19 protein-coding genes are annotated in these 25445 nt (G+C 53.7%); 11 read left to right on the top strand and 8 right to left on the bottom strand.

All coding sequences use genetic code 11. The features are described 5' to 3' along the window. The first annotated feature begins 408 nt into the window (after positions 1–408). The 3 genes from PFRI_RS12975 to PFRI_RS12965 all read left to right on the top strand — a co-directional run bounded on the left by PFRI_RS12975 (position 409) and on the right by PFRI_RS12965 (position 5762). Entirely contained in the window at positions 409–2907 is a 2499-nt protein-coding gene (locus PFRI_RS12975) for a Hint domain-containing protein (protein WP_425439470.1), read from the top strand. A 249-nt stretch (positions 2908–3156) separates the two neighbouring features. Further along, positions 3157–4908 carry a Hint domain-containing protein gene (locus PFRI_RS12970; protein ID WP_072631137.1) on the top strand — a complete coding sequence of 584 codons (1752 nt, stop codon included), beginning with the start codon at positions 3157–3159 and terminating at the stop codon, positions 4906–4908. Positions 4909–5114: 206 nt separating this feature from the next. Then, positions 5115–5762, top strand: a complete 648-nt coding sequence (locus PFRI_RS12965; protein WP_072631130.1) for a Hint domain-containing protein — start codon at positions 5115–5117, stop codon at positions 5760–5762. On the opposite strand, the gene PFRI_RS12960 is transcribed toward PFRI_RS12965, so the two are convergent. Both PFRI_RS12960 and PFRI_RS12955 read right to left on the bottom strand, forming a co-directional pair. After that, complete coding sequence (locus tag PFRI_RS12960; protein WP_072631129.1) at positions 5751–6344, bottom strand: nucleotidyltransferase family protein; 594 nt, start codon at positions 6342–6344, stop codon at positions 5751–5753. The genes PFRI_RS12965 and PFRI_RS12960 overlap by 12 nt on opposite strands. Next, a complete protein-coding gene (locus tag PFRI_RS12955) occupies positions 6341–8758 on the bottom strand; it encodes a GcvT family protein (RefSeq protein ID WP_072631128.1) in 2418 nt (805 codons plus the stop codon). Before PFRI_RS12955 ends, PFRI_RS12960 begins: the two co-directional genes overlap by 4 nt. A gap of 152 nt (positions 8759–8910) precedes the next feature. Here PFRI_RS12955 and PFRI_RS12950 point away from each other — a divergent pair, with 152 nt between their 5' ends. Further along, a complete protein-coding gene (locus tag PFRI_RS12950) occupies positions 8911–11331 on the top strand; it encodes a GcvT family protein (RefSeq protein ID WP_072631127.1) in 2421 nt (806 codons plus the stop codon). Positions 11332–11442: 111 nt separating this feature from the next. On the opposite strand, the gene mmsB is transcribed toward PFRI_RS12950, so the two are convergent. Further along, the gene (mmsB, locus tag PFRI_RS12945; protein ID WP_072631126.1) at positions 11443–13359 is read right to left on the bottom strand and encodes a 3-hydroxyisobutyrate dehydrogenase; all 1917 of its coding nucleotides are present in this window, start codon (positions 13357–13359) and stop codon (positions 11443–11445) included. A 200-nt stretch (positions 13360–13559) separates the two neighbouring features. Here mmsB and PFRI_RS12940 point away from each other — a divergent pair, with 200 nt between their 5' ends. Then, positions 13560–14528 carry a glycosyltransferase family 2 protein gene (locus tag PFRI_RS12940; protein WP_139292122.1) on the top strand — a complete coding sequence of 323 codons (969 nt, stop codon included), beginning with the start codon at positions 13560–13562 and terminating at the stop codon, positions 14526–14528. A 98-nt stretch (positions 14529–14626) separates the two neighbouring features. Here PFRI_RS12940 and PFRI_RS12935 read toward each other — a convergent pair whose 3' ends face one another. Beyond that, positions 14627–16126 carry a CoA-acylating methylmalonate-semialdehyde dehydrogenase gene (locus tag PFRI_RS12935; RefSeq protein WP_072631124.1) on the bottom strand — a complete coding sequence of 500 codons (1500 nt, stop codon included), beginning with the start codon at positions 16124–16126 and terminating at the stop codon, positions 14627–14629. Positions 16127–16228: 102 nt separating this feature from the next. On the opposite strand from PFRI_RS12935, the gene PFRI_RS12930 reads away from it, so the two are divergent. The 3 genes from PFRI_RS12930 to coaD all read left to right on the top strand — a co-directional run bounded on the left by PFRI_RS12930 (position 16229) and on the right by coaD (position 18224). Then, positions 16229–17158, top strand: a complete 930-nt coding sequence (locus PFRI_RS12930; RefSeq protein ID WP_072631123.1) for a LysR family transcriptional regulator — start codon at positions 16229–16231, stop codon at positions 17156–17158. A gap of 57 nt (positions 17159–17215) precedes the next feature. Further along, positions 17216–17650, top strand: coding sequence for a CBS domain-containing protein (locus PFRI_RS12925; protein ID WP_072631122.1), 435 nt, complete (start codon positions 17216–17218; stop codon positions 17648–17650). Between the two features lie 82 nt (positions 17651–17732). After that, entirely contained in the window at positions 17733–18224 is a 492-nt protein-coding gene (gene coaD / locus PFRI_RS12920) for a pantetheine-phosphate adenylyltransferase (RefSeq protein ID WP_072631121.1), read from the top strand. A 6-nt stretch (positions 18225–18230) separates the two neighbouring features. Here coaD and tpiA read toward each other — a convergent pair whose 3' ends face one another. From tpiA to PFRI_RS12905, 3 genes are all read right to left on the bottom strand, one after another. Then, positions 18231–18980 (bottom strand): triose-phosphate isomerase, encoded by a 750-nt coding sequence (gene tpiA, locus PFRI_RS12915; RefSeq protein ID WP_072631120.1) that lies wholly within the window; start codon positions 18978–18980, stop codon positions 18231–18233. A 51-nt stretch (positions 18981–19031) separates the two neighbouring features. Next, positions 19032–19421 carry a HesB/IscA family protein gene (locus tag PFRI_RS12910; protein WP_072631119.1) on the bottom strand — a complete coding sequence of 130 codons (390 nt, stop codon included), beginning with the start codon at positions 19419–19421 and terminating at the stop codon, positions 19032–19034. Positions 19422–19496: 75 nt separating this feature from the next. After that, positions 19497–19856, bottom strand: a complete 360-nt coding sequence (locus PFRI_RS12905) for an SUF system Fe-S cluster assembly protein (RefSeq protein WP_072631118.1) — start codon at positions 19854–19856, stop codon at positions 19497–19499. Between the two features lie 131 nt (positions 19857–19987). Between PFRI_RS12905 and PFRI_RS12900 the strand changes: the two genes are divergently transcribed. The 3 genes from PFRI_RS12900 (at position 19988) to lon (ending at position 25058) form a co-directional block, all read left to right on the top strand. Next, positions 19988–21190, top strand: coding sequence for a multidrug effflux MFS transporter (locus PFRI_RS12900; protein ID WP_072631117.1), 1203 nt, complete (start codon positions 19988–19990; stop codon positions 21188–21190). Positions 21191–21237: 47 nt separating this feature from the next. Next, entirely contained in the window at positions 21238–22368 is a 1131-nt protein-coding gene (tgt, locus tag PFRI_RS12895; RefSeq protein WP_072631116.1) for a tRNA guanosine(34) transglycosylase Tgt, read from the top strand. A 287-nt stretch (positions 22369–22655) separates the two neighbouring features. Beyond that, positions 22656–25058 carry an endopeptidase La gene (lon, locus tag PFRI_RS12890; protein WP_072631115.1) on the top strand — a complete coding sequence of 801 codons (2403 nt, stop codon included), beginning with the start codon at positions 22656–22658 and terminating at the stop codon, positions 25056–25058. A 79-nt stretch (positions 25059–25137) separates the two neighbouring features. On the opposite strand, the gene PFRI_RS12885 is transcribed toward lon, so the two are convergent. Beyond that, on the bottom strand, positions 25138–25332 hold the full coding sequence (locus tag PFRI_RS12885; protein ID WP_072631114.1) for a hypothetical protein: 195 nt from the start codon (positions 25330–25332) through the stop codon (positions 25138–25140). Between the last annotated feature and the right edge of the window lie 113 nt (positions 25333–25445).

The following is a 25445-nucleotide window of genomic DNA, read 5'->3' as shown; positions in this document are numbered from 1 at the left end:
GTTGATTTTTAGTGGGCTTGCCAAATGGCATGCGCTTCTTGCAAACCAGAGCGCGAGATATCTTTCGATATTTTGTGAGTGATTCTGATTGTCTTGACCTCACTTTACAAGTCTGAGGATAACAATCCTTGGAATTTACAACGTTTGCATAGTATCTGGAAACAACTTAGCCATATTTCGAAATTTTTTTTATTGAGGCAGTCAAAATTTTGTCAAAAGGTTAATTGTTTCGTCTTTCGCTACATTACTGTTTTTACGGAGGATTGTATCGGGACTGTCACGAGTTTGACGGAAAAAACGGAATTTTTCCTAAAGTGGAGCCTTTTTTGACGGCAGTTTAATCAGAAAGTTGACGCTGGGTCGCGACTTTTCCCATGTTAGCTCGTTCCAAATAGTTTAAAAGTGTAAATACTGATTGCTGCGTGCCCAAGGCGCGTTAGTAAGGAGAGTGTCCAACTGGTGGATGCTCTGTATAACGATACTGATCCAGAGGGTGATCCGTTGACAATCACCGCGGCGACAGCGCCGAACGGGACTGTCACGATTGCGCCTGATGGTAGCTCTGTCACTTATACGCCGGACGCTGGTTTTGAAGATGACGTGGACACGATCACCTACACCATTTCCGATGGAAATGGCGGCACGGACACGACGACCATTCAGGTTCTTGTTGGCACACCGCCACTTGACGGAATTGTTGAAGGGACACCTGGTGGCGAATACATCGGTGAAGACGATCCGACGACAGGCGCTGTTGATCCATATCTTGGTGACCCTGAGGGCGATCAAGTCGACAACGACGATGCAATCGATCCTGAGGCCGGATCAAATGACGATGTGATCCAAGCGGGTGGCGGCGACGATACGATTGAAGCTGGCGAAGGCAACGACAACGTCGATGCAGGCGAAGGCGACGATATCATTGATGCTGGCGACGGTGACGATTTCGTCCTTGGTGATGGCTTCGGTGATCCGCTCACTGTAAACGGTAGCGATAGCATCGATACCGGCGATGGTGACGACACGGTCTTCGCGGATGACTTTGCTTCACCTTCACCAGGCGGTAACGACACTGTCACAACTGGCGATGGAAACGACTCCGTTGGCACTGGCGGCGGTGATGATGTCATCGACACGAGCGGAACTATCCCGCTTATTGATGAGGCACCGTTCCCGTCTATTCCAACGGATGATGATCCTGAAGATGACCGCGACTTTGTTGATGCGGCCGAAGGCAACGATCTTATCACAACGGGCGACGACGCTGATACGATTATCGGTGGCGAAGGCGATGATACGATCTTCTCCGGTATCGACGACGATTCTATCACTGGTGACGGCGGCAACGACTCGATTATCGATGTTCAAGGTGCCGACTTTATTGACGGTGGCGACGGCGACGATACGATCAACGCTGGTGTGGACACGTTCACGGATTATGTTGGTAACGATCCCAACTTGCCGATCACGGACAGTGGTATCACATTCGTAACCGATCCAAGTCAGGACGATGGCCGAGACACAGTCTTTGGCGGCGCAGGGAATGACTTTATCACAACTGGCGATGATGCAGACAGCATCGACGGCGGCGACGATAACGACACGATCTTTGCGGGTATCGACGACGACACAGTCCGCGGTGGAGCAGGTGACGACAGCATTGAAGGTGGCCACGGTGCCGACACCATTCCTTTTGGCGACGGCGATGACTACATCGATGCGGGTCACACAAGCACTGTCACATTGTTCGAAGACGAGCCTGATGCAACAGAGCCTGTCGGCCTTGAGCTGAACGACCGTGACGTTGTCACAGGTGGTGCGGGTAATGACACTATCTTTGGTGGCGATGACGATGACATCCTCTCTGGTGGCAACGGCAACGACAGCATTGACGGTGGCATCGACGAAGACACCATTGATGGCCAGAACGGCAACGATGTTCTGATTGGTGGCGACGGGGACGACTCAGTTCTTGGTGGTGCCGGTACGGACTCGATCACAGGTGATGATGGATCCGATACCATCGACGGCGGTAGCGGAAACGATACCATCACAGGTGGCGCGGATGCGGATAATATCTTTGGTGGCGCTGGCGAAGACAGCATCATCGGGGCAACCTCAGGCGATACCATTGACGGTGGCGAAGGTCCGGTGGACTTCGACGTTCTCGACCTGACAGGTGCGGGTGAGCTAGAAAACGCAGGTGGTCGTGTCACGGTCACTTACGATGCTCCGGGCTCTGAGGGTGGTGTTGTCAACTTCTTGGATGCCGCGGATGTGGTCACAGGAACGGCACGCTTCGATAACATCGAAAACGTCATTCCTTGCTTCACGCCGGGTACCATGATTGCGACACCGACCGGTGAACGTGCTGTGGAAGACCTTAAAGTCGGAGATCGTGTCATCACACGGGACAACGGCATTCAGGAAATCCGCTGGTGCGGTGCAAAAGATCTGAGTGCCGCACAACTTGCCGCTAATGATCACTTGCAGCCAGTTCTGATCCAAGCGGGTGCGCTTGGGGATAACCTGCCAGAGCGTGACATCCTTGTGTCTCCGCAGCACCGTATGTTGCTGACGACAGATCAGGCGACAATGTACTTTGAAGAGCGCGAAGTTCTCGTGGCGGCAAAGCACTTGACGATGCTGGATGGTGTGGACCGTGTGGAGAGCTCCGGCACCACATATATCCACATCATGTTCGAGCAGCATGAAGTTGTTCTGTCCAACGGCACATGGTCTGAAAGCTTCCAGCCGGGTGAATACACACTCGACGGCATCGGCAAAGAGCAGCGCGACGAAATTCTGGAACTCTTCCCAGAACTCGCCACGCAGGTCGGTACCGAAGCGTATCAGTCTGCACGTCGCACACTGAAGAAATACGAGGCTGCCCTTTTAATCGGGTAAAGTCCCCCTGTCGGGGCCAAAGTCTCAACCTAATATGCAGCTCTGATGTGCAGGGGGCTGCCCATCAGAAATGAAAAGAGGCGGGAAACCGCCTCTTTTTGTGTAACAAAAGCATCGCTTTGCTCATGATTAAGAATGGCGCGCTTGATAGGTTTTTCCCCTGTTTGCGATACGTTAGGGGGCCTAAGTTAAAGAAGCAGCGCATATGCGCGCTGTGTGTTGTTTTGTCTTGGGGGACAAAAGACGCCATTGATTAATGGAACACCAGGAGCGGATACGCTTCAGGGAAGTGCAACCGATGATACAATTCTTGACGGCGCAGGCGCGGACTTGCTGTCTGGTGAAGGTCTTGATGACTTAATCGACGGCGGCTCTGGCGATGACACGCTCTTTGGCGATGCAGGCGTTGGAACCGCGCCCGGCAATGATGCGTCACCTATCGATCTGTCGCTGAGCAATCTGGTCTCGGACAGCTTTTCTGGTAACAATAACGCTCAAATCGGTGATGTGGCAATCTATGCTTACGTCGCTGAGCTTGCCGATGGCTCGTCGGTCTCTGCGCGTTTGGTATTCACGGCGACAAACAACTCAAATCTCAACGTGGACATGCCCGGCTTTAATGGGGCCGAAATCCTTCTGAATAGCGGATTTGGGCGGGTTCCTGCGGGCGCTGAAGCGACCTTCCGTTTGGAGTTCTTTGATCCGCTTACAGGCGACCCCATCGCGCTTAACTCTGTCGCGACTTTTAACGATCTTGATCGCAACAGCCCTGGTAATGAAGAGTCGGTCACGCTCGATACAACAAGCTTTACCAATTTTTCTGTAACAGCTGACACGTCGCTCGATGTCGTCACTGGACCCGGATTTGTGACCGCCTTTGGAACTGAGGGAAATAGCCCCGCAGACACCAATGCGTGGTTTAGTGCTGGCTTTGAGAACCGTGAATTTATCGAATTTACGCTCGGTGCGCGCTCTTCTCCGTCCGGCTTTACGATGAGCGGTGATCTTATTCCTGATCCAGTCATCACCGAAGTCGAAGCGGGCGATGACACGCTTTTAGGCGGTGAGGGAAATGATCTGATCCTCGGGCAGGGCGGCGATGACAGCCTTGTTGCGGGTGCTGGCGATGACTGCGTCGAGGGTGGCGATGGCATGGACACCATCGTCGGTGGTACCGGCACGGATACGCTGAATGGCGGGAATAATTCTGACCTTTTCACTTTCGACGGCCCCGGCGATCATGTGATCAGAGGTGGCGAAGATGCAGACGGCTCGGACATCGATGTCATCGATCTGAGCGGAATAAACGCACGCGTCATTCAGGCAGGCCCCGAAAGTGGTTTGATCGAATTTCTCGATGCGGGTGGCGCTGTCATCAACACAGCCTTTTACTCAGAGATTGAACAGATTATCTGCTTCACGCCACACGCAGGCATTATGACGCCGCAAGGGCAGAAACGAGCAGATGCGTTGCGTGTTGGTGACAAGGTGGTCACGCGCGACAGTGGCGCAAAAGAATTGGTCTGGATCGGTCAGAAAACGCTGCAGCACGGTAAGATGATCGCGCAGCCAGAACTGGCCCCTGTGATGATCCAAGCGGGCGCTTTGGGCAATGGTTTGCCAGAGCGCGGCCTTACGGTGTCGCCAAATCACCGCATTTTGATGCGGGAAGATGTGAACAATATGTTGTTCGACACACCCGAAGTTCTGATTGCGGCAAAGCATTTGGTGGGTCGTCCGGGCATTACTCAGGCGACGCCAAAGGCGGTGACCTACATGCATTTGATGTTTGAGAATCATGAATTGATTATGTCCGATGGCACATGGACGGAGAGCTTCCAACCTGCGGAATATTCGCTGAACGGAGTGGAATCAGAGCAAAGAAAAGAGCTTTTGGCAATTTTTCCTGAACTTAAGACGTCAGAAGGTTTGCAAAACTACACCTCTGCACGCCGTTCTTTGAAAGGTTTTGAGGCTGACCTTCTAATGTCTGAATTGTAAATTGCCGCGAGTGCATCTTGGGATTGTTTTTGAGGTGCGTTTTTGGGTGTTGCCACTAGCGCAACACTGAGTTGCCTCATTTGCGCCGCCTTACGTAAGCAAAAGTCACGTCATAACGATGACTACGGCCCAAGGGCTTACGAAAGACAAACCTGATTAGTGAATACGGTTGCAATTTAGTTCTTCGCAAGTCAGTTAAGCCCGTTATGTGCGCAGACCTTGGTGCGGTGCCCCAAACACTGCACCAAGCCGCCGCTTATTGCCCATGCTTTACGCCGGGCACTTTGATCAAAACAAATTTTGGCGAAGTGGCCGTTGACATGCTGACAACAGGCATGCAAGTCCTCACGCGCGACAATGGCTATCAGCCTGTCATTTGGGTCGGTCGGCGCGAACTTGGCGATGCTGATCTGATCGCAACGCCTGAGCTTAAACCGATCAAAATTATTCACGGCGCGCTTGGGCAAGACTTGCCTGAGCGGGACACTGTGGTTTCACCTCAGCACAGAATGTTGCTGAGCAATGCGCAAATTCGCGAGTGGTTTGACGCTGATGAAGTGCTTGTTGCCGCGCACTTGCTTACTTGCTTTGAGGGGGTTACGCGCGAGGATGTTTCGCAAGTCACCTATATTCACTTCATGTTCGAACAGCATGAAATTGTGCTCGCTGACGGAGCGTGGTCCGAAAGCTTTCAACCCGGTGACATGCGTCTCGGTGCGATGGATCAACGTCACCGTGAAGAGCTTTTGACAATTTTCCCTGAACTCGAAATTGACACGCAAGAAAAATACCCTGCGGCCCGCAAAAGCGTCAGCGCCGACGATATGATGCGCGCGGTCCTCTCAGAGGAGTGATGCGCGCCACTCGGCCCAAGCTTCTGGCGTATCTAAGTCAAGCCGCGCGCGGTTGCCGTCAAGCTTAACTGTCACAACACTTTCGCGATGCGTTTCCATGATTTTAGCGGCACCACGATCCCCTGAAAGCTGTGCAAATTCGGACAAAAGCCGTTTTGGAAAAATGACAGGATGCCCGCTTATACCATCTTGGGTCGCGGCTTGAACAATGTGCTCGAGGTTTCCATTGAAAACGCCAATCAAGGTCACAAGATCATCCGTTTCGATCGCAGGCATATCCGGCGGCAAGATCATGACGCCCTCGCTGAGATGTTGAACCGCGCTTATTCCATTGCGCAAGGATGCCGCCATGCCTTCGCTTGCATCTGGCACTTCCAATAGGCGTACGTCACTCGTTCGCAGGGCATGCGCGCGAGGATGATCTAAGCTTGGCACTGTCACGATGACTTCCATTCCAGCACGTTTTGCGCGCTGTGCAATGACTGCAAGACAGGGAATGGCGTTTATCAGTTCCATCAGTTTGTCACCGCCGCGCATGCGCGATGACGCACCCGCAGCTGGCAACAAACAGGTCAGCGTCATGTGCCGCGCATCCGTGCACCATCTGCGTCGAACAATGGTTCAGTGATCAAAGTGGCTTTACGCATGTGCCCGAGTATTTCGATTTCGACCTCTAAACCCGCCTGAGCCATTTCGCGCGGGATCAAGGCCTGTGCGATGCTCTTACCTGCATAATGCGAATAGCCGCCAGAGGTGCAAAAACCCACTACTATGCCATCAATCCAGATCGGCTCATACCCAACAACGTCAGCGTTATTTGCATCGACCTCAAACGCACAAAGCTGGCGGGCAGGGGGCGTTGCACGCTCCGCTTCTGCCGCCGCGCGCCCAATGAAATCGGTGTTCTTTTTGAAGCTGATGAAGCGAGCCATACCAGTCTCTGCCGCGGTGTAGTCTGGCGAAAATTCCGAGAGCCAGGAACCAAAGAACTTATCGAGACGCAAGCTCATCATCGCGCGCATCCCGAAAGGCTGCATGCCGTGGGCCTGCCCTTCGTTCCAAAGTGTCCACCAAAGCTGGCGTTGCGCCATCGGGTCGCAATAAATCTCGTAACCCAGATCGCCCGTGTAGCTGACGCGCTGCACAAGACAGTCAGTCATCCCGACGCACATTTTGCGCACATCCATAAAGCGCATGTCGCTAATGTCCGTGCGTGTGCAGGCCGCCAAGACCTTGCGCGCATTCGGCCCTGCAATCTGGAAACCATTACGCTTGTCCGAGATGTTCTCGAAACGCACACCTTCGCTCATATTCTGCTCAAACCAACGCGTATGAAACGCCTGACTGCCATAGCTCGCGGTGAGCTGGAATTCTTCTTCACTTAGACAAGACACAGTAAAATCCCCGATCAAACGCCCCTTGGGGGAAAGCATCGGAGTAAGGCTAAGTCGCCCTTGTTTGGGAATGCGTCCCGCCATGATGCGATTTAGCCACGTTCGCGCATTTGGACCTGTGATCAGATATTTACCAAAGTTATGTACTTCGTTGATACCAACCGCGTGGCGCACCGCATGTACCTCACGCGCGGTTGCATTGAACGCGTCAGAGCGGCGGAAAGAGGGCGTTTCATAGCTCGGCTCGCCATCCTCGCGCGCGAAATAATTCGCGACCTCAAGTCCGAATTGCTGCCCCCACACCGCACCCATATCGCTGAAAGTGTCATACATTGGCGTTGTGCGAAATGGACGCGCAGCGGGGAGTTCTTCGTTCGGATAGGCAACGGAAAAGCGTTTCTGATAATTCTCGATCACCTTCGGCAAAGTGTACCCGGGCGTGATCACATCTTGGCCAAAACGCGCCACATCCATCGCGAATGTATCGCGCTCTGTTTCGCCCTCGATCATCCATTGTGCGAGCATCAGACCGACACCGCCGCCTTGGCTAAAGCCTGCCATGACACCACTCGCGCTCCAATAATTGCGCAGGCCCGGCACAGGTCCAACCAGGGGATTACCGTCTGGCGCAAAGGTGAACGGGCCGTGAATAACCGACTTGATGCCAGCTGTTTCGAGCACCGGAAAGCGCTTGTACGCGAACGCGATACTGTCTTCGATCTTGTCGTAATCATCCGGCAAAAGCTCATGGCCGAAGTCCCAAGGCGTGCCATCGACAGCCCAAGGTCGACAAGGCTGTTCATAAAAACCGATACACAAACCACGCCCTTCTTGGCGCAAATAGCTCTCGCCCGCAGGGTCCATCACATGAGGGTGCTCGCTACCCATCTCGTAGATTTCAGGAATATCATCGGTGACAATATATTGATGCTCCATCGGGTGCAGTGGCAGATAAACCCCAGCCATTTCAGCCACTTCGCGCGCCCAAAGACCGCCTGCGTTGACCACATGCTCTGCATGGATCGTGCCTTTATCAGTCACAACATCCCACGTGCCATCGGGACGCTGGTTGGTCTCGATCACCTTTGTATGCGTCTCAATCGTAGCGCCACCCATGCGCGCGGCTTTGGCGTACGCATGAGTCGTGCCTGACGGGTCGAGATGCCCATCAAGTGGGTCATAAAGCGCGCCGAGAATGCCATCAGTATTCGTCACAGGCGCGATCTTTTTGATCTCTTCAGGGCCAACGATTTCCGTCTCGAGCCCCATGTAGCGATGCTTTGCGCGCTCCGCGAGCAGCATGTCAAAGCGTTCTTGGTTGTCCGCCAGCGTGACGCCGCCCACATGGTGCAGACCGCAAGACATGCCTGTAAGCTCTTCTAATTCCTTATAAAGTTTGATTGTGTAGCCCTGCAACGCCGCCATATTTGTGTCGCCATTTAAGGTATGAAATCCACCCGCGGCATGCCATGTCGAGCCAGAGGTCAACTCGGAGCGCTCAATGAGCATCACGTCGGACCAACCAAGCTTTGTGAGATGGTACAAAACGCTGCATCCGACAACGCCGCCGCCGATGACAGCTACTCTGGTGGTGGATTTCATGAGCAATTTCCTTAACCAAACTGGGTGCCACGATTTTTCTAGAAAAATCGCAGCGCCCGTTGCTCTGTTGCGACACATAATGTCGCCTTTTTTCTATTTGACCGCTTTGATCAAGTTAGGCTCACTTAAAACGCAGCTTCGGGAGTTAAGCAATGCGCACTACGGCACAAGCAGTCGTCATCGGGGGCGGCGTGATCGGCTGCTCCATTCTTTACCACCTCACCAAACTCGGCTGGTCCGATGTGGTCTTGTTAGAGCGCAATGAGTTGACCTCAGGCTCGACATGGCATGCGGCAGCAAACATTCATGGACTGCACGACAGCACCAACATTAGCCGCATCCAGCACTATACGATGAACCTTTATAATGCGCTCGAAGAAGAAACCGGCCAATCTTGCGGCGTATTCCAACCAGGTTCGCTCTACCTTGCCCAAACCGAGGCACGCGTGCACCAACTGCGCTTGCAAGCGGCCAAGGCCAAGCTTTACGGCATGAATTTCTATGAAATATCCATTGAGGAAGCCAAAGAACTCAACCCGATGGTGAACTATGACGGCATCAAATGTGTGATGTATGAACCCGATGGCGGCAATGTAGACCCTTCAGGCGTGACCAACGCATACGCTGTCGGTGCGCGCCAACGCGGCGGCGAAATCAACCGTTTCACGCCTGTCACCGCGACTGAGCCTCAACCCGATGGCTCATGGATCGTCAAAACCCCGAAAGGCGACATTCACACGCAATGGGTGGTAAATGCCGCGGGCCTTTGGGGGCGCGAAGTGGCGGCGATGGCGGGGATAACATTGCCTTTGCAACCCACAGAGCATCAGTATTTCGTCACAGAAAGCATCCCAGAAGTCGAAGCGTCAGAGCGTCGTCTCCCGTCTGTTTCAGATCGCGACGGCGAGTATTATTTGCGCCAAGAGGGGCAAGGCTTACTGGTCGGTGCGTATGAAAAAGACATGAAATTCTGGGCGGAAGAGGGCACGCCGCTCGATTTTGCGCATGAGCTTTTTCCTGATGATCTCGAACGCATCGAAGAAAATATGATGAATGCAATCGAGCGTGTTCCTGCTGTCGCCGATGCAGGCATCAAACGCGTGATCAACGGCCCGATGATCTGGTCACCGGATTCCAACGTGCTCTTTGGTCCTGTGCCAGAACTTGATAACTATTTCTGCTGCAACGGAATTATCCCCGGGTTTTCGCAATCCGGTGGCATGGGTCTCATGGCGGCGCAGTGGATTATCGAGGGCGAAACCCAATACGACATGTTCGGTTGGGACGTTGCGCGCTTTGATACATGGGCCGACAAAGCTTTCACCAAAGCGCGGGTCGAGGACAGTTACGCGCATCGTTTCGCAATCCATTTCCCTAACGAAGAACGCGCAGCTGGCCGCCCCACGCGCATGCGCCCCGCCTATGCCAAACAGGTGGAACTCGGCGCGGTTTTTGGCCTAAATGCTGGTTGGGAGCACCCACTTTGGTTTTCCGATCAGAAGGGCGCAAGCGACACCAACGGTTTCACGCGTCAAAATTGGTGGGGGCCTGTGGGTGAGGAATGCAAAATGTTGCGCGAGCATGCGGGCATCATCGATATTTCTAATTTCGCAAAATACATCTGCAAAGGCGTGGGCGCTTCCGAGTGGCTCAACGCGATCTTCGCCAACAACATGCCCAAAGCGGTCGGGCGCTCCTGCCTCACGCCCCTTATTGGGAAACGCGGCGGGATCGCAGGCGATTTCACGGTGACTAAAATTGGCGACGATGAGTTCTGGATTATCGGATCCGGCATGGCCGAGCGCTATCACAAACGCTTCTTCAAGCAAATGCCCCTGCCTGTAGGCACAATTTTCGAGAGCAAAACCAACGAGATATGCGGCTTTAACATCGCAGGCCCCAAGTCACGAGACATGTTGCAGCGCATGACAAACGCTTCACTTGCCAACGATGACTTTCCCTTCATGCGCTCTCAACGCATTGAACTCGCTGGCGTGGATGTGCTTGCGCTGCGCGTCAGCTTTACAGGTGATCTCGGCTGGGAGCTCCACTGCGCTGAGGCAGATCAAGCGCGGCTATACGATGCTCTCCTAACAGTCGGAAAAGACTTCAACGCAGGCCCTGTTGGCGGTCGCACGTTGATGAGTTTGCGCGTCGAAAAAGGTTATGGTTCATGGAGCCGCGAATACAGCCCTGAATATTACCCGCAAGAGGTTGGCTTGGATCGCCTGTGCAAAATGGAGAAAGACTTCCTGAACAAAGAGGCTGTCGCAGAAACCCTTGCCCAAAAAGCGCGCGAGCATATGGTGTTGCTGCACCTGCATGAACAGGACGTCACAGCCTCAAACGCAGATGCGACAGGGGGGGAGCCGATTTTCAAAGACGGTATAGGCATCGGTCGCGTCACGTCGGGGACATATGGCTACACTGTTGGTATGAGCCTCGCGCTTGGTTTCGTGAAAAACGCTCAAGCTGGCGATAGCGTCGAGGTCATGGTGCTTGGTCAACCTCACCGGGCAACCATTCTAAGCGAACCACCCTTTGATCCAACAGGCGCGCGCTTGCGCTCATAAACCGGTCCTCGTCTTCCCCTTTTTATAAGTATCCCGGGGGAGGCTCAGCTTGCTGAGACGGGGGCAGCGCCCCTCTTGCGTAGGGTGCGTGATTTCACGCACCCACCCTTCTTAAGGGCGTTCACTTTTCTCGAACTTGGGCAACATCGCACTGAAATCTTTGCCCAAACCGTCTTCATCTTCAACAAATTGCGCATAAAGCGCCTGCGCCATTGCGCCCATCGGCGTGTCCGCCTTAACCGCGATCGCTGCTTCTTGGGACAAGCGCAAATCTTTAAGCATCAATTCGGCCGCAAATCCAGGTTTGTAGTCATTGTCTGCGGGACTTTCGGGGCCAACGCCGGGGGCAGGGCAATAGGCGTTCATGCTCCACGAATAGCCCGAGGATGTGCTCACCACATCAAACATCTTCTGGCGATCCAGCCCAAGTTTGTCGGCCAGCGCAAAGCTCTCGCAGGTCGCGATCATCGTCGCACCTAGGATCATGTTGTTGCAAATCTTTGCGGCCTGACCATTGCCGGATGCACCGCAATGCACGCTTTTTTGACCCATAATTTCAAAGAGCGGCAATGCTTTGGTATAACCTTCATCCGTGCCACCAACCATAAATGTCAGAGTCCCAGCTGATGCGCCACCAATGCCCCCCGATACAGGCGCGTCCAGTGACAGAACGCCAGCTTTTGCGCATTGCTCAGCGACTGCGCGGGCACTCTCGACATCGACGGTGGAGCAATCCAAAAGAACCGCGTTTTTTCCCATGGCTGGGATCACTTCATTTGCGACGCTGCGCAGGATCGCACCGTTGGGGAGCATCGTGATGACCACGTCAGCGCCATTGGCGGCCTCAACCGCGCTGCTCACATTTTGCACGCCATCAGCCGTCGTACCGGCCACATCGAAGCCTGTCACAACATGGCCTGCCGCCGCCAAATTGGCAGCCATTGGCCCACCCATATTTCCGAGCCCGATAAATCCAATTTTCATGGCTGTGCTTTCCTCTTCAAACGTCAGCTTGTCCTTGCCCAATGGGCGCAGCATGAAAGAGACATCAACGGCGGGTACTTTGTCCAGCGTATGTTTCCACTTGGGCGTACGATCCTTGTCGATGATTGCGGCGCGAATGCCCTCCAGAAAGTCCCCATGCTCCATCGCGCGATATGTGAAGCGATATTCCAACTCCAGCGCGCGTTTTATATCGGTAGTGCTGCGCAGGCGGTGGATCATCTCAACGGCAACTGCCATGGCAATGGGCGAGTTGCGTTTAATCGCGCTTAGGGCCTTCAACGCAAAATCTGATCCATCGTTTTGCAAGTTGCGACAGATGTCATCCAGACTTTCACCGCAGAAACAGGTTTCAATCATCGCCATATGCTCGATAATCTCTGCTACCGGTGCTTCTTTCACGGCGCTCATCAAGGAAGCAAGTTGCCCAGTTTCGCAAAGTGCAACTTTCAAACCGTCCCACTCGCTTTGCGGTATAAAGTGATCTGCAAATCCGCTTAGGATCGCATCGCCAGGGCCCATACGCGTGGTGGTTAATCCGAAATACTCGCCCAAACGGCCAGGTGCGTGGGCAAGCAAAAGGGAGCCGCCAACGTCAGGCACCAAACCAATCCCGCATTCAGGCATCGCAATACGGCTACTCTCGCCAACGATACGATGCGATGCGTGACACCCGATGCCGACGCCGCCGCCCATAGTGAAACCTTGTAAGAAGCTGACGATAGGCTTGCTGTAACCTGCCAAACGGGCGTTCAAGCGGTATTCGTCGCGCCAAAAGCCCTGGCCATAGCTAAAATCACCCGCGCGCCCTGTTTCATAAAGCTGTGCGATATCGCCCCCCGCGCAAAAGGCTTTTTCACCCAGTGCATCGATGATAACCAAGGCAATCTCAGGATCATGCGCCCATGCGCGCAAAGCGCTGTCAATCGCATGGACCATGTCATAGGTCAGCGCATTGAGAGCATCGGGACGGTTCAATGTGATATGGCCAGCTTTGCCAGAAACGCGGATGTGGATATCGCTCATGTAGAGGTGCCCCCGTGAATATTTGTTTGAATATTTGTATGATCAGTCGTGTGTCAGTTGTCAGGTTTCCAGCTTTATGTGACGCTTTGGAGGCGTAAGAGCAACACATTGCGCGCAATATAGCTCTCAAGACGGGCACCTACGTTGTGAATCAATGTGGCCAAGCGCTACTTTGGCGTCACACACTTGGGGTGGACATCATGGAGCGCTCTGCCACGCGCATCACAATCGCAGCTGCGACACGGCAAAGGCCGCGTATGCTTTCAGATCTTTTACAATCTTTGCAGGCCTTGGATGTGCCGCAAGGGGCTGATATTTCTTTCGTTTTCGTCGAAAATGACAGCTCGCTAAAGATCGAACCCGAGGTGGACGCATTTTATAAACGCACGGGTTGGCCCGCAGTCGCGGTGCTTGAGCCGAACTTGGGTATTTCGCACGCGCGCAACAAGGCGATCGAGGTCGCGTTGGCCAGTGGATCGGACTGGCTTGCGTTCGTGGATGACGACGAACAAGTGCGCCACGACTGGCTGCGTATTCTATGGGCTGGCGCGCGCGATGCTGGTGCAAATCTTGCGGGTGGTCCCGTTTTGCCTGTTGCGCCTGTCACGGGTTGCTCTGATGACGAAACCGAAGTTCTGTCCTACTATGAGCGCGCCGCAGCCGTGAATGACGCGCGCAAAGTCGCAGCGATGGAAGCGGGGCGGCGCTTTGATTTGGAAACCAACAATTGGATTGTTGATCTTCATGCAGTCGAAGAAGCGGGCTTGCGCTTTGATCCAGAGTGTGGCCTGAGTGGTGGCGAAGACACTGATTTCTCGCGCCGTGCGCACAAAGCGGGGCTGACACTGGCGTGGGTGCCAAATGCAATCGTGCATGAAGAGGTCCCAAATGAGCGTTTGAGCGCCTCGTATATTGCGGACCGTGTGCGGGCGCAGAGTATTACCAAGTTTCAGATGATGCTGGCGGAAAAGCCGGGAACGGCCAAGGTGAGTGCGTGCGTACAGATCGTTGCAAAAGGGCTATCTGGGGTTTTGCGCATCGTTCTGTCGCCAATCTTGGGGCGCTATAGCTATTTTAGGGGTGTGCGCTCGATCGGGATCGCGCAAGGCTTTTGGGCTGGTTTGCGCGGCGAAGGACAAGCGCGTTACACGCAAGTCACGGGTGATTAACTCTGGCGCGTAAGTGAGCGGCCTTGCGGGGAAAGTTTATTTAGAAAGATGAAGAGAAGCGGCGCGCTCCTATGCAAAGGAACGCGCCTTTTTTGATTTTAGTCCATCGGCTTGAAGTTGAACTCGCCACCTTGCTTGATGCCAGAAGGCCAGCGCGCAGTCACTGTCTTGGTGCGTGTGTAGAACTTGAACGCATCAGGGCCGTGCTGGTTCAAGTCACCAAAGACAGATTTTTTCCAGCCACCAAAGGTGTGATAGGCAAGCGGCACAGGGATTGGCACATTGATGCCGATCATGCCCACATTCACGCGGCTTGCGAAATCACGCGCGGCGTCGCCGTCACGGGTAAAGATCGCAGTTCCATTGCCGTACTCGTGATCCATCGCCAGTTTGAGCGCTTCTTCATAAGAACCCGCGCGCACAGTGGACAGGACAGGTCCAAAGATCTCGTATTTGTAGATGTCCATCTCAGGGGTCACGTTGTCAAAGAGGTGCGGGCCGACAAAAAAACCGTCCTCATACCCCTGCAGGTTGAAATTTCGACCATCGACGACCAGCTTCGCGCCTTGATCAATGCCCGTTTGTACGAGGCGTTCGATGTTGGCTTTCGCAGCTGAGGTGACCACAGGGCCGTAATCCACATCATTGCCAGCTGTGTATGGCCCGACTTTCAGCTTTTCGATCTTGGGAACCAGCGCTTCGATCAGACGATCCGCTGTGTCCTCACCAACTGGCACAGCGACGGAAATCGCCATGCAACGTTCGCCAGCCGCGCCATAACCAGCACCAACGAGGGCGTCGGCTGCTTGTTCCATGTCCGCGTCGGGCATGATGATCATGTGGTTTTTGGCACCGCCAAAACACTGCACGCGTTTGCCGTTCGCACATCCAGTGGCGTAGATGTATTCCGCGATTGGGGTGGACCCAACAAAGCCAACGGATTGGATAATTTCGTCGTGCAGAATGGCATCGACGGCTTCTTTGTCACCGTTCACGACCTGCAAGATACCTTTGGGCAGGCCCGCTTCTTCAAGCAGCTCCGCAAGCATCAAAGGCACAGACGGATCACGCTCTGATGGTTTCAAAATGAACGCATTACCGCACGCAATCGCAGGCGCAAACATCCACATTGGGATCATCGCAGGGAAGTTGAATGGCGTGATTCCTGCTGTAACTCCAAGAGCTTGGCGCATGGAGTACATGTCAATGCCGGGACCAGCGGCGTCTGTGTAGTCGCCCTTGAGCAACTCAGGTGCACCGATGCAATATTCAACCACTTCAAGGCCACGCTGAACATCGCCTTTGGCGTCTGGAATGGTCTTGCCGTGCTCTCGGCTTAACGCTTCAGCAAGCTTTTCCATGTCACGGTTCAACAGACCCACGAAAGCCATCAAAACACGTGCGCGGCGCTGAGGATTTGTTGCCGCCCATGCCACCTGTGCCTCTGCGGCGATTGCGACGGCGCCTGCCATCTCTTCAGCATTGGCGAGTGGCACTTTGGCCTGCACTTCGCCCGTCGCGGGGTTATAAACGTCCGCGAAACGGCCTGACGTGCCTTTGACGTGTTCGCCGCCGATATAGTGCGTGAGTTCTTGCATTTTGAATCCTCCTGATGATTGAGCGAGAGTTTAGTCTTGCAAAAACGCTTTGAAAAGGCGCAAATATCCAAGAAGGTTTTGCATTTTTGCAAAGGATACTTGATGGCTGATAATTGGGATGATTTACGGGTGTTTCTGGGCGTTGCGCGGGGGCAAAGCCTGTCTGCGGCGGGTAGAATTCTCAAGATTGATCCTGCCACTGTAGGCCGGCGCGTTGCGCGGCTGGAACATACAATCGGGACTGCACTTTTCGCCAAATCACCTCTTGGTTATGAACTGAGTGCCGCAGGTGCGCGCCTTTTACCCTTGGCCGAGCAAGCCGAGCAAACCATGGGGGCCGCGAGTGATCTCTTGGGCACTCAAGGGCTTGCGGGGCAGGACATTAGCGGCAGCATTCGCATCGGTGCGCCGGACGGATGTGCAAACTTTTTGTTGCCGCAGGTTTGCGCGCAAATCGTGGCGCAAAACCCCGAACTTGATATCCAGATCGTCGCGTTACCGCGCGTGGTGAACCTGTCCAAACGCGAAGCAGACATGGCCATCACCGTCAGTGCGCCGACGGCGGGGCGTTTGACTGTCCAAAAGCTAAGCGATTACAAACTCCACCTCGCTGCTACGCCGAGCTATCTACAAGGGCGGCCGGAGTTGAAATCCCTTGCCGATCTCAGCCAGCATCGCATGATCGGCTATATTCCCGACATGATCTTTGACAAAGAACTCGACTATTTAGGTGCGCTGGGGGTCGAGCGTGTTCCGCTCGCGTCAAATTCGGTGTCGGTGCAATTCAACGCGATCCGACAAGGGGCAGGGCTCGGGATCGTGCACGACTTCGCTTTACCCGCAGCACCTGAGTTGCGCCGTGTCTTAATGAGCGACATTAGCCTGACCCGTAGCTTTTATTTGGTGCGCCACAGTTCTGATCGTCGCTTGCAGCGTTTAAACCGTTTTGCAGAGCGTTTGGTCGCAGGCATTCGCGCTGAAATTGCACGGCTAGAGACATGGTGCGCGCAACAGGATGCACCGCACGCTTGACTCAATGGTGCTTTGCGGGAACTCTGAAGGCATTCAAATATCAAAGGAAACTTGCCTATGTTAGTTCAGCAAATCCTTAATTCCAAAGCGAGCATTGACGTCGTTACCGTCACGCCCGGCACTTTGGTCCGCGATGCAGCACAACTTTTAGCCGAGAAACGCATTGGAACTGTGGTCATCTCAAAGACAGGTGAGACTGCCGATGGCATCTTGTCCGAGCGTGATATCGTGCGGGAATTGGCGGCGCATGGGGCAGGTTGTTTGGCGCAAAAAGTCGACGATTTCATGACGACAACGCTTGTGACCTGTACGCGCGCTGACAGTGCAGACAGCGTTTTACATCAGATGACTGAGGGGCGCTTTCGCCATATGCCAGTGGTCGAGGATGGCAAAATGATTGGATTGATCACTATTGGCGACACCGTCAAAGCGCGTCTGAGCGAGCTTGCGATGGAGAAAGATGCGCTTCAAGGGATGATCATGGGGCATTAATTTTGCTATAAATGCAGGTTCTGACTTGCGTCCATTGACGCAATAATGTTGCGTGCATCGCAAGAAATTCTGGAGCACACACATGCGCGTTGGCCTATACCCCGGCACTTTTGACCCTGTTACCCTTGGCCATATCGACATTATTCGGCGTGCTTGCGCTTTGGTCGACAAACTGGTGATTGGCGTGGCGATCAACCGTGACAAGGGCCCCTTGTTTTCGCTCGAAGAGCGTGTCGCGATGATAGAGCAGACCTGCTCAGAGCTCAGTGCGCAGACGGGCGTTGAGATCATAGCACATCCTTTCGAGAACCTTTTGATCGATTGCGCGCGCGATGTAGGTGCGCAAATCATCGTACGCGGTTTGCGCGCTGTTGCCGATTTTGAGTACGAATATCAAATGGTTGGGATGAACCGCGTGCTCGATGACAGCATCGAAACGGTTTTTCTAATGGCCGAAGCCCAACACCAAGCGATTGCGTCCAAATTGGTAAAAGAAATCGCGCGTTTGGGGGGCGACGTATCTCACTTCGTCACACCTGAGGTAAACACCGCTTTGAAAGACCGCCTAGGATAGCCCTGTTTAACTTGCGTCGAGCGCTTCGATAATAGGTCCAAAATCAGCGGATTTCAGACTCGCGCCACCAACAAGTGCGCCGTCGACATTCTGCACAGCGAATATCTCTGCGGCATTAGCAGGTTTGACAGATCCGCCATAAAGCAGACGAATGCCGCGCGCGATTTGCGGTCCGAACCGCTGCTCTAGACGCAAACGAATGAAATCATGCACTTCTGATATCTGTGCAATGCTTGGCACTTTACCTGTGCCAATTGCCCAGATCGGTTCATAAGCGATCACCAAGGTTTCACCCGACACATCATCAGGGATGGAGCCAGCAAGTTGACCGCCAATAATATCAAGCGTGTTGTCTGCCTCGCGTTCTTCGAGTTCTTCGCCCATGCAAATGATAACCCGAAGGCCGGCTTTCAAAGCAGCGCGCGCCTTTGAACGTACATCTTCGTCGTGTTCATCATGATCGGCGCGCCGCTCGGAGTGACCAAGGATCACGTAGCTCGCACCGGCATCGATGAGCATTTCCGCAGACACATCGCCAGTGTGTGCACCGCTCTCACGGTGATGACAGTTCTGAGCGCCTAGCGTGATTGGACCTGTTTTGGTAAACGCAGATGCGCGGTGCAACAGCGTGTCTGGCGTTGCGATCATGATCTCGGACAATGCACCCGCGTGCGCCTCCGCGAGTGCCTCGATCTGTTCCAGATCAGCGCTTGTGCCGTTCATTTTCCAGTTGCCTGCTGCCAGTTTGCGCCGCATCGTGATCTCCGTTTTAAGATTACCCTTAGGTCATCCAAATCAGTGCGCAGGTCAAGGCTTTGCAGCTTCAGCCGCTTCTGCCTGAAGCTCTTCGACATCTTTGAACTTGATCGATTCACCGCATCCGCAGGCATCTGTCACGTTTGGATTGCGAAATTTGAAACCTGATTCCAGAAGCGACGTCTCATAATCAATCTCTGTGCCGAACAGAAACATCTGCGCCATCGGTGCGATCATTACACGCGCACCGTTTTGTTCGACGAGCTCGTCGTTTTTGTCGACCACGTTGACGTAATCCATGGTGTATTCCATGCCCGCACAGCCGCCCTTTTTGACGCCGATGCGCAAGCCCATGTGGCCGTCTTTATCCATCAACTTAGCAATCTGCGCTTCCGCTTTTTGCGTAATGGTCACAGCTTGCTTGCCTGGAATGCCGAACATGAAAAGTCTCCGTATGTCTTAGACGTGTTCTAAAGATAGGGGCCGAAGCGTATTCGCACAAGCGCTACGCGTGGACTACATGAAGCCCAGCTCAAGCCGCGCTTCGTCGCTCATCATTTCCATGCCCCACGGTGGCTCCCAAACGAGTTCGACGTTAACCGTTTTCACACCTGCCATTGGTTCAATCGCTTCCGCAACCCAACCCGGCATTTCGCCCGCCACAGGACATCCAGGGGCGGTGAGGGACATCAAAACTTTGACCTCATTCTCTTCGCTCACGTCAATCGTGTAGATCAACCCAAGGTCATAGATATTCACAGGAATTTCAGGATCATAGACCGTACGGCATGCTTCAACCAACCCTTCATAGAGCGGGTGATCTGTGCTGGAGGGGGCGATCAGCGGAGTGCCTTCAAGCGGAGTAGCGTCGTTCATGGTCTGCCTCATTCATGTACTTGAGCATTTATATAGGGTTTAGCTAAGCGCGCGTAAAGGGCGGTGGTGTAGAGGAATTGAGCAGTGTAAAGTCTCGATAGCGCTCATCCCGAGCTGATTGAGGACTTTTGATGAGCGAAACCAGAACCCAAACTGTGCGCACGCCACCGTCGCGCGCAACTTTGATTATGATCACAGCCGTTTCGGTGCTGACGCTTAACCTGTTTTTGCCCTCTCTTCCGTCGATGGCCGATGACTTCCAAGTCAGCTACGGCGTTATGAGTTTCGCGATCGCCGGCTATCTGTTCCTGTCTGCGGGTCTGGCCTTGATTCTAGGCCCTTTGGCAGATCGCTTTGGTCGTAGGCCCGTTTTACTGGTTAGCTTTTCGATCTTTGCGCTCGCTTCCGCAGGGGCGGCCCTTACGCAAGATTACACGACATTCATGATGTTTCGCATGTTGCAAGCGGTCTGCGCGACCGGATCGACCCTATCTCGGGCCATTGTGCGCGACATGTATCCTCCGGGAAAAGGCACATCAGTTCTTGGCTACATCGCGATGGCCATGGCAGTTGCGCCGATGGTCGGACCGCTTGTTGGCGGATTGCTCGAAGAAACGCTTGGCTGGCGTTCTGTGTTTTGGGTGTTTGCGCTATTAGGGTTGCTCAGCGTGGTGCTGGTCTGGGTCGACTTGGGCGAAACCGCCAAAGGCAGGGTCAAAACCGCTGCAGAGCAAATTCAAGGGTACAAAGACGTCACGCGCTCTGCTGCGTTTTGGACCAACACATTGGTCTTGGGGTTTTCCATTGCGGCCTTTTTCGTGTTTTTGTCGGGCGCGCCGTTGGTCGCCGCTCAGGTTTACGGGCTGAGCCCCAGCTTTGTTGGTTTCGTTATGGGCACTACGGCGATCGGCTACTTTATCGGCAGCTATATCACTGGGCGTATTGCCGAAACTGTGCCGCTTGGTGGGATGATGATTTGGGGGCGTTGGATCGGGATTATTGGTCCTGTGGTGGCTTTGATCATTGTAATTTTGGGACATGACACCGCCTACATTGTCTTCGGTCTGATGGGGACAGTGGGTGTCGCCAATGGCATCAGTTTGGCCGCTGCCAACACAGGTGCGATGAGCGTGCGACCCGATCTTGCAGGCAGTGCTGCGGGTCTTTCAGGGGCAATCGGCACAGCTATGGGCGCAGTGTTTAGTGCGATCACAGGCGCGCTGCTGACTGAGCAAAACGGCGTTTGGTTGTTTTGCTTCCTGATTATGGTTGCGTGCCTCGGCGCTTTGATCGCAGCTTATCCTGCTGCAAAGACATTTGAGGGTATCGAGTAGCTGCTTTTGCCTTTTCAATCCAAACTCGGGCCAGTAGGGAACGCGCCATGACAGAACGTTTTTCATATACACTGAACGCCACCGACGGTCGCGCCCGCACTGGTGTCATCAACACGCCGCGCGGTGACATTCGCACGCCTGCGTTTATGCCGGTTGGCACTGCCGCAACCGTAAAAGCTATGATGCCCGAAAGCGTGCGCGCGACGGGGGCTGATATCCTTCTGGGCAACACCTATCATTTGATGCTGCGCCCAACGGCCGAACGCATTGATCGCCTCGGCGGTCTGCACAAGTTCATGAACTGGGACCGCCCAATTCTGACCGATAGCGGTGGTTTCCAAGTGATGAGCCTCGCTGAGTTGCGCAAACTCACCGAAGAGGGCGTTACGTTCAAAAGCCACATTGACGGCTCCAAGCATCACCTCACGCCAGAGCGGTCAATGGAGATCCAAAAGCTGCTCGGCTCTGACATCGTCATGTGCTTTGACGAATGCCCAGCGTTGCCTGCCTCTGACGAGGATGTGCGCAAGTCGATGGAGCTATCCATGCGATGGGCCCAACGTTCACGCGATGCGTTTGGCGACAGGCCCGGTCATGCGCTCTTTGGTATTCAACAAGGGGGCGTCACTGAAGAACTCCGTGGAATTAGCGCTGAAAAACTGCGCGAGATTGAGTTTGACGGCTATGCGGTCGGTGGTTTGGCCGTGGGCGAGGGGCAAGAGGCGATGTTCGGTGTGCTGGATTATGCCCCCGACATGTTACCAAAAGATAAACCGCGCTATTTAATGGGCGTTGGCAAACCCGATGATATCGTTGGTGCTGTCGCACGCGGCATTGACATGATGGATTGCGTCTTGCCCTCGCGCTCGGGTCGCACGGGTCAAGCGTGGACGCGTCGCGGGCAGGTCAATATCAAGAACGCGCGTCATTCTGATGACCCGCGTCCTTTGGATGAAGCCTGCACATGTCCCGCGTGTTCGAATTACTCGCGCGCTTACCTTAACCATGTTTTCCGCTCACATGAGATGATTTCGGGGATGTTGATCACGTGGCACAATCTGCATTACTATCAAGAGCTTATGCAGGGTATGCGCGATGCGATTTCCGCTGGTACGTTTGAAGCCTTTCAAGCAGAGTTCCACGCAACGCGCGCGATGGGCGATATAGAACCTCTGTAGACGATCTTCATCAGACCTTAAGATTTGTCGACTAACACAGCCGAATGACCCTTATTCAACTTACTTGTAGCGCCTTGGTGCTTGCGCTTTGCGCGTCTTTTGTTGATGCGCACGGCTCTAAACAAATCATTTCCGTTCAGAAAAGCGCGCCCCGATGAAACGCATTTGAACAATAAAGTTGCTTGAAACTCATGCCATAGCGCCCCATGTATCTACCCTAAGAAAGGAGACGACGAGTGCTGCCGCCAAGCGGGGCCAGATCGTCTTGCCAATAGTTAGGACAGAGCATGCAAGAACCCCTTAACTCATCATATCCGGTGCTGCCGTTGCGCGATATTGTGGTTTTCCCACATATGATCGTGCCGCTTTTCGTAGGCCGTGAAAAGTCAGTGCGCGCCTTGGAAGAGGTGATGGCGGATGACAAACAAATCCTGCTCGCTGCACAGCGCGACCCCTCCGAAGATGATCCGCAAGTTGACGGCATTTTTGATGCAGGCGTGATCGCGAACGTGTTGCAACTGCTGAAACTTCCCGATGGCACTGTAAAGGTGCTCGTGGAAGGTCAGGCACGTGTGAGCGTGACAGAATACCTTGAGAATGACAGCTTCTTTGAAGCGCGCGCAGAGTACCTCAACGAGATGCCCGGTGACGCGGCAACGATTGAGGCGTTGATCCGCACCGTTGGAACCGAATTTGAGCGTTATGCAAAGGTCAAAAAGAACGTACCGGAAGAGGCGCTCGCCTCCGTTGTGGAGACCGAAGACCCTGCGAAACTCGCGGACTTGGTCTCTGGCCACCTAGGTATCGAAGTGCATCAAAAGCAGGAACTTCTGGAAACGCTTTCCGTAAGCGAGCGTCTTGAGAAGGTTTATGGCTTGATGCAGGGCGAAATGAGCGTTCTTCAGGTCGAGAAAAAGATCAAAACGCGCGTCAAAACTCAGATGGAGCGGACACAACGCGAGTATTATTTGAATGAGCAAATGAAGGCCATTCAGAAAGAGCTTGGTGACGGTGAAGACGGCCAGAACGAAGTGGTCGAGCTTGAGGGTAGGGTACTTGCCACAAAACTCAGCAAAGAAGCCCGTGAAAAGGCTGATGCAGAGATTAAAAAGCTTAAAAACATGAGCCCGATGAGCGCCGAGGCGACGGTCGTGCGCAACTATCTCGATTGGATGCTTGCGATTCCATGGGGCACCAAGTCTCGTGTGAAAAAGAACCTTGTCGCGGCACAACAAGTGCTCGACGCCGATCACTATGGTCTTGATAAGGTCAAAGAGCGCATCGTCGAATACCTTGCGGTGCAGCAGCGCAGCAAGAAGCTGAAAGGCCCGATCATGTGCCTCGTAGGCCCTCCCGGCGTCGGTAAAACTTCGCTTGGCAAGTCGGTTGCGAAAGCGACAGGGCGCGAATTTATTCGCATCTCCCTTGGCGGCGTGCGCGATGAAAGCGAAATCCGTGGTCACCGTCGCACGTACATCGGCTCTATGCCCGGCAAAATCATTCAGGCGCTGAAAAAGGCAAAAACCACAAACCCGCTGATTTTGCTCGATGAAATCGACAAGATGGGTCAGGATTTCCGTGGCGATCCCGCATCAGCGATGCTCGAAGTGCTCGATCCGGAACAGAATGGCACTTTCGTTGATCACTATCTTGAGGTGGAATATGATCTCTCGAACGTGATGTTCCTAACAACTTCGAACTCTTATAACATGCCGGGCCCTTTGCTTGATCGCATGGAGATTATCCCGCTCGCGGGCTACACAGAGGACGAGAAGTGCGAGATCGCAAAGCAACATTTGCTGTCTAAACAGATCAAAAATCATGGTCTAAAAGCAGACGAATTCACGCTCACCGACGAAGCACTTCGCGAAATGGTACGTGTTTATACGCGTGAAGCCGGTGTGCGTAATCTTGAGCGCGAGATCGCAAAAGTGGCGCGTAAAGTCGTGACCAAGATCGTAAAGGGCGAAGAGACCCATGTGACCGTTACCCCTGACAATCTTGATGACTACCTCGGCGTTAAGAAATTCCGCTACGGACTCGCCGAGATGGAAGATCAGGTCGGCGTTGTCACCGGACTTGCCTACACTTCAGTGGGCGGTGAACTTTTGAGTATCGAAGCGCTACGTCTTCCGGGCAAGGGTCGGATGAAAACAACGGGTAAGCTCGGCGATGTTATGAAAGAAAGCATCGATGCAGCGAGCTCTTATGTGCGCTCTATCGCGCCACAGATTGGTGTGAAGCCACCTAAGTTTGAAAAGTGGGACATCCACGTTCACGTGCCCGAGGGTGCGACGCCGAAAGATGGTCCATCTGCTGGCTTGGCTATGGTTACGTCTATCGTTTCAGTGCTTACGGGTATCCCAATTCGTAAAGATATCGCGATGACGGGAGAGGTGACTCTGCGTGGCAATGCACTACCGATTGGTGGTTTGAAGGAAAAACTGCTCGCGGCTTTGCGTGGTGGCATCACCACGGTCTTGATCCCTCAAGAGAACGAAAAAGATCTGCGTGATATCCCTGACAACGTCAAAGAAGGATTGGAAATCATTCCCGTTGGACATGTCAGTGAAGTGCTGCGCCTTGCGCTGGTAGACACACCAGTGCCAGTTGAATGGGACGAAATTGCGGAAGAGGCTGCGGCAGCAGCGCTCAAAGCAGGCGAAGGCGCGAGTAACGTCGCGCACTAAGCGTCATAGTTGGAAAAAAGAAAAAGGCGGCTCCAAATGGGCTGCCTTTTGCAATTCTGGTTTGTATTCTCTTGGTTGGTTATTTGGCAACGGCTGCCGCGAAAATGAGCAGGCTGAACAATGCGACGATTGTTGTACCTGAACTCGAACTTGCGGCTTGAGCCTGTTCTTTAATGATATCGCGCTCTAGAACTGGATCCGTCAAACCGCCAGCCTGTGCGACTGTCGCGCCAGATATAGTAAGCGCTATGGCCACTGCTGCTATATGTTTCATGTTAACCCTCAATCATGTGTGCGCTAAAAATGACAAACTAGACGGATTCGGTCAAGGATGAAGTGGTCCGGCAAAACTGGACAGCGTGCTAAGATGTATCCAACCTTGAAGAC

Origin of the sequence: Planktotalea frisia (genome assembly GCF_001890925.1) — a bacterium.
Classification (GTDB): domain Bacteria; phylum Pseudomonadota; class Alphaproteobacteria; order Rhodobacterales; family Rhodobacteraceae; genus Planktotalea; species Planktotalea frisia.
Note: the sequence above shows the minus strand (reverse complement) of the source record. Positions and strands in the feature narration are given on the sequence as shown.

Excerpts from the sequence above, each read along its gene's own strand:
- PFRI_RS12965 (WP_072631130.1), top strand. The coding sequence starts at position 5,115 with ATGTGCGCAGACCTTGGTGCGGTGCCCCAAACACTGCACCAAGCCGCC.
- PFRI_RS12960 (WP_072631129.1), bottom strand. The coding sequence starts at position 6,344 with ATGACGCTGACCTGTTTGTTGCCAGCTGCGGGTGCGTCATCGCGCATG.
- PFRI_RS12955 (WP_072631128.1), bottom strand. The coding sequence starts at position 8,758 with ATGAAATCCACCACCAGAGTAGCTGTCATCGGCGGCGGCGTTGTCGGA.
- PFRI_RS12950 (WP_072631127.1), top strand. The coding sequence starts at position 8,911 with ATGCGCACTACGGCACAAGCAGTCGTCATCGGGGGCGGCGTGATCGGC.
- mmsB (WP_072631126.1), bottom strand. The coding sequence starts at position 13,359 with ATGAGCGATATCCACATCCGCGTTTCTGGCAAAGCTGGCCATATCACA.
- PFRI_RS12940 (WP_139292122.1), top strand. The coding sequence starts at position 13,560 with ATGGAGCGCTCTGCCACGCGCATCACAATCGCAGCTGCGACACGGCAA.
- PFRI_RS12935 (WP_072631124.1), bottom strand. The coding sequence starts at position 16,126 with ATGCAAGAACTCACGCACTATATCGGCGGCGAACACGTCAAAGGCACG.
- PFRI_RS12930 (WP_072631123.1), top strand. The coding sequence starts at position 16,229 with ATGGCTGATAATTGGGATGATTTACGGGTGTTTCTGGGCGTTGCGCGG.
- PFRI_RS12925 (WP_072631122.1), top strand. The coding sequence starts at position 17,216 with ATGTTAGTTCAGCAAATCCTTAATTCCAAAGCGAGCATTGACGTCGTT.
- coaD (WP_072631121.1), top strand. The coding sequence starts at position 17,733 with ATGCGCGTTGGCCTATACCCCGGCACTTTTGACCCTGTTACCCTTGGC.
- tpiA (WP_072631120.1), bottom strand. The coding sequence starts at position 18,980 with ATGCGGCGCAAACTGGCAGCAGGCAACTGGAAAATGAACGGCACAAGC.
- PFRI_RS12910 (WP_072631119.1), bottom strand. The coding sequence starts at position 19,421 with ATGTTCGGCATTCCAGGCAAGCAAGCTGTGACCATTACGCAAAAAGCG.
- PFRI_RS12905 (WP_072631118.1), bottom strand. The coding sequence starts at position 19,856 with ATGAACGACGCTACTCCGCTTGAAGGCACTCCGCTGATCGCCCCCTCC.
- PFRI_RS12900 (WP_072631117.1), top strand. The coding sequence starts at position 19,988 with ATGAGCGAAACCAGAACCCAAACTGTGCGCACGCCACCGTCGCGCGCA.
- tgt (WP_072631116.1), top strand. The coding sequence starts at position 21,238 with ATGACAGAACGTTTTTCATATACACTGAACGCCACCGACGGTCGCGCC.
- lon (WP_072631115.1), top strand. The coding sequence starts at position 22,656 with ATGCAAGAACCCCTTAACTCATCATATCCGGTGCTGCCGTTGCGCGAT.
- PFRI_RS12885 (WP_072631114.1), bottom strand. The coding sequence starts at position 25,332 with ATGAAACATATAGCAGCAGTGGCCATAGCGCTTACTATATCTGGCGCG.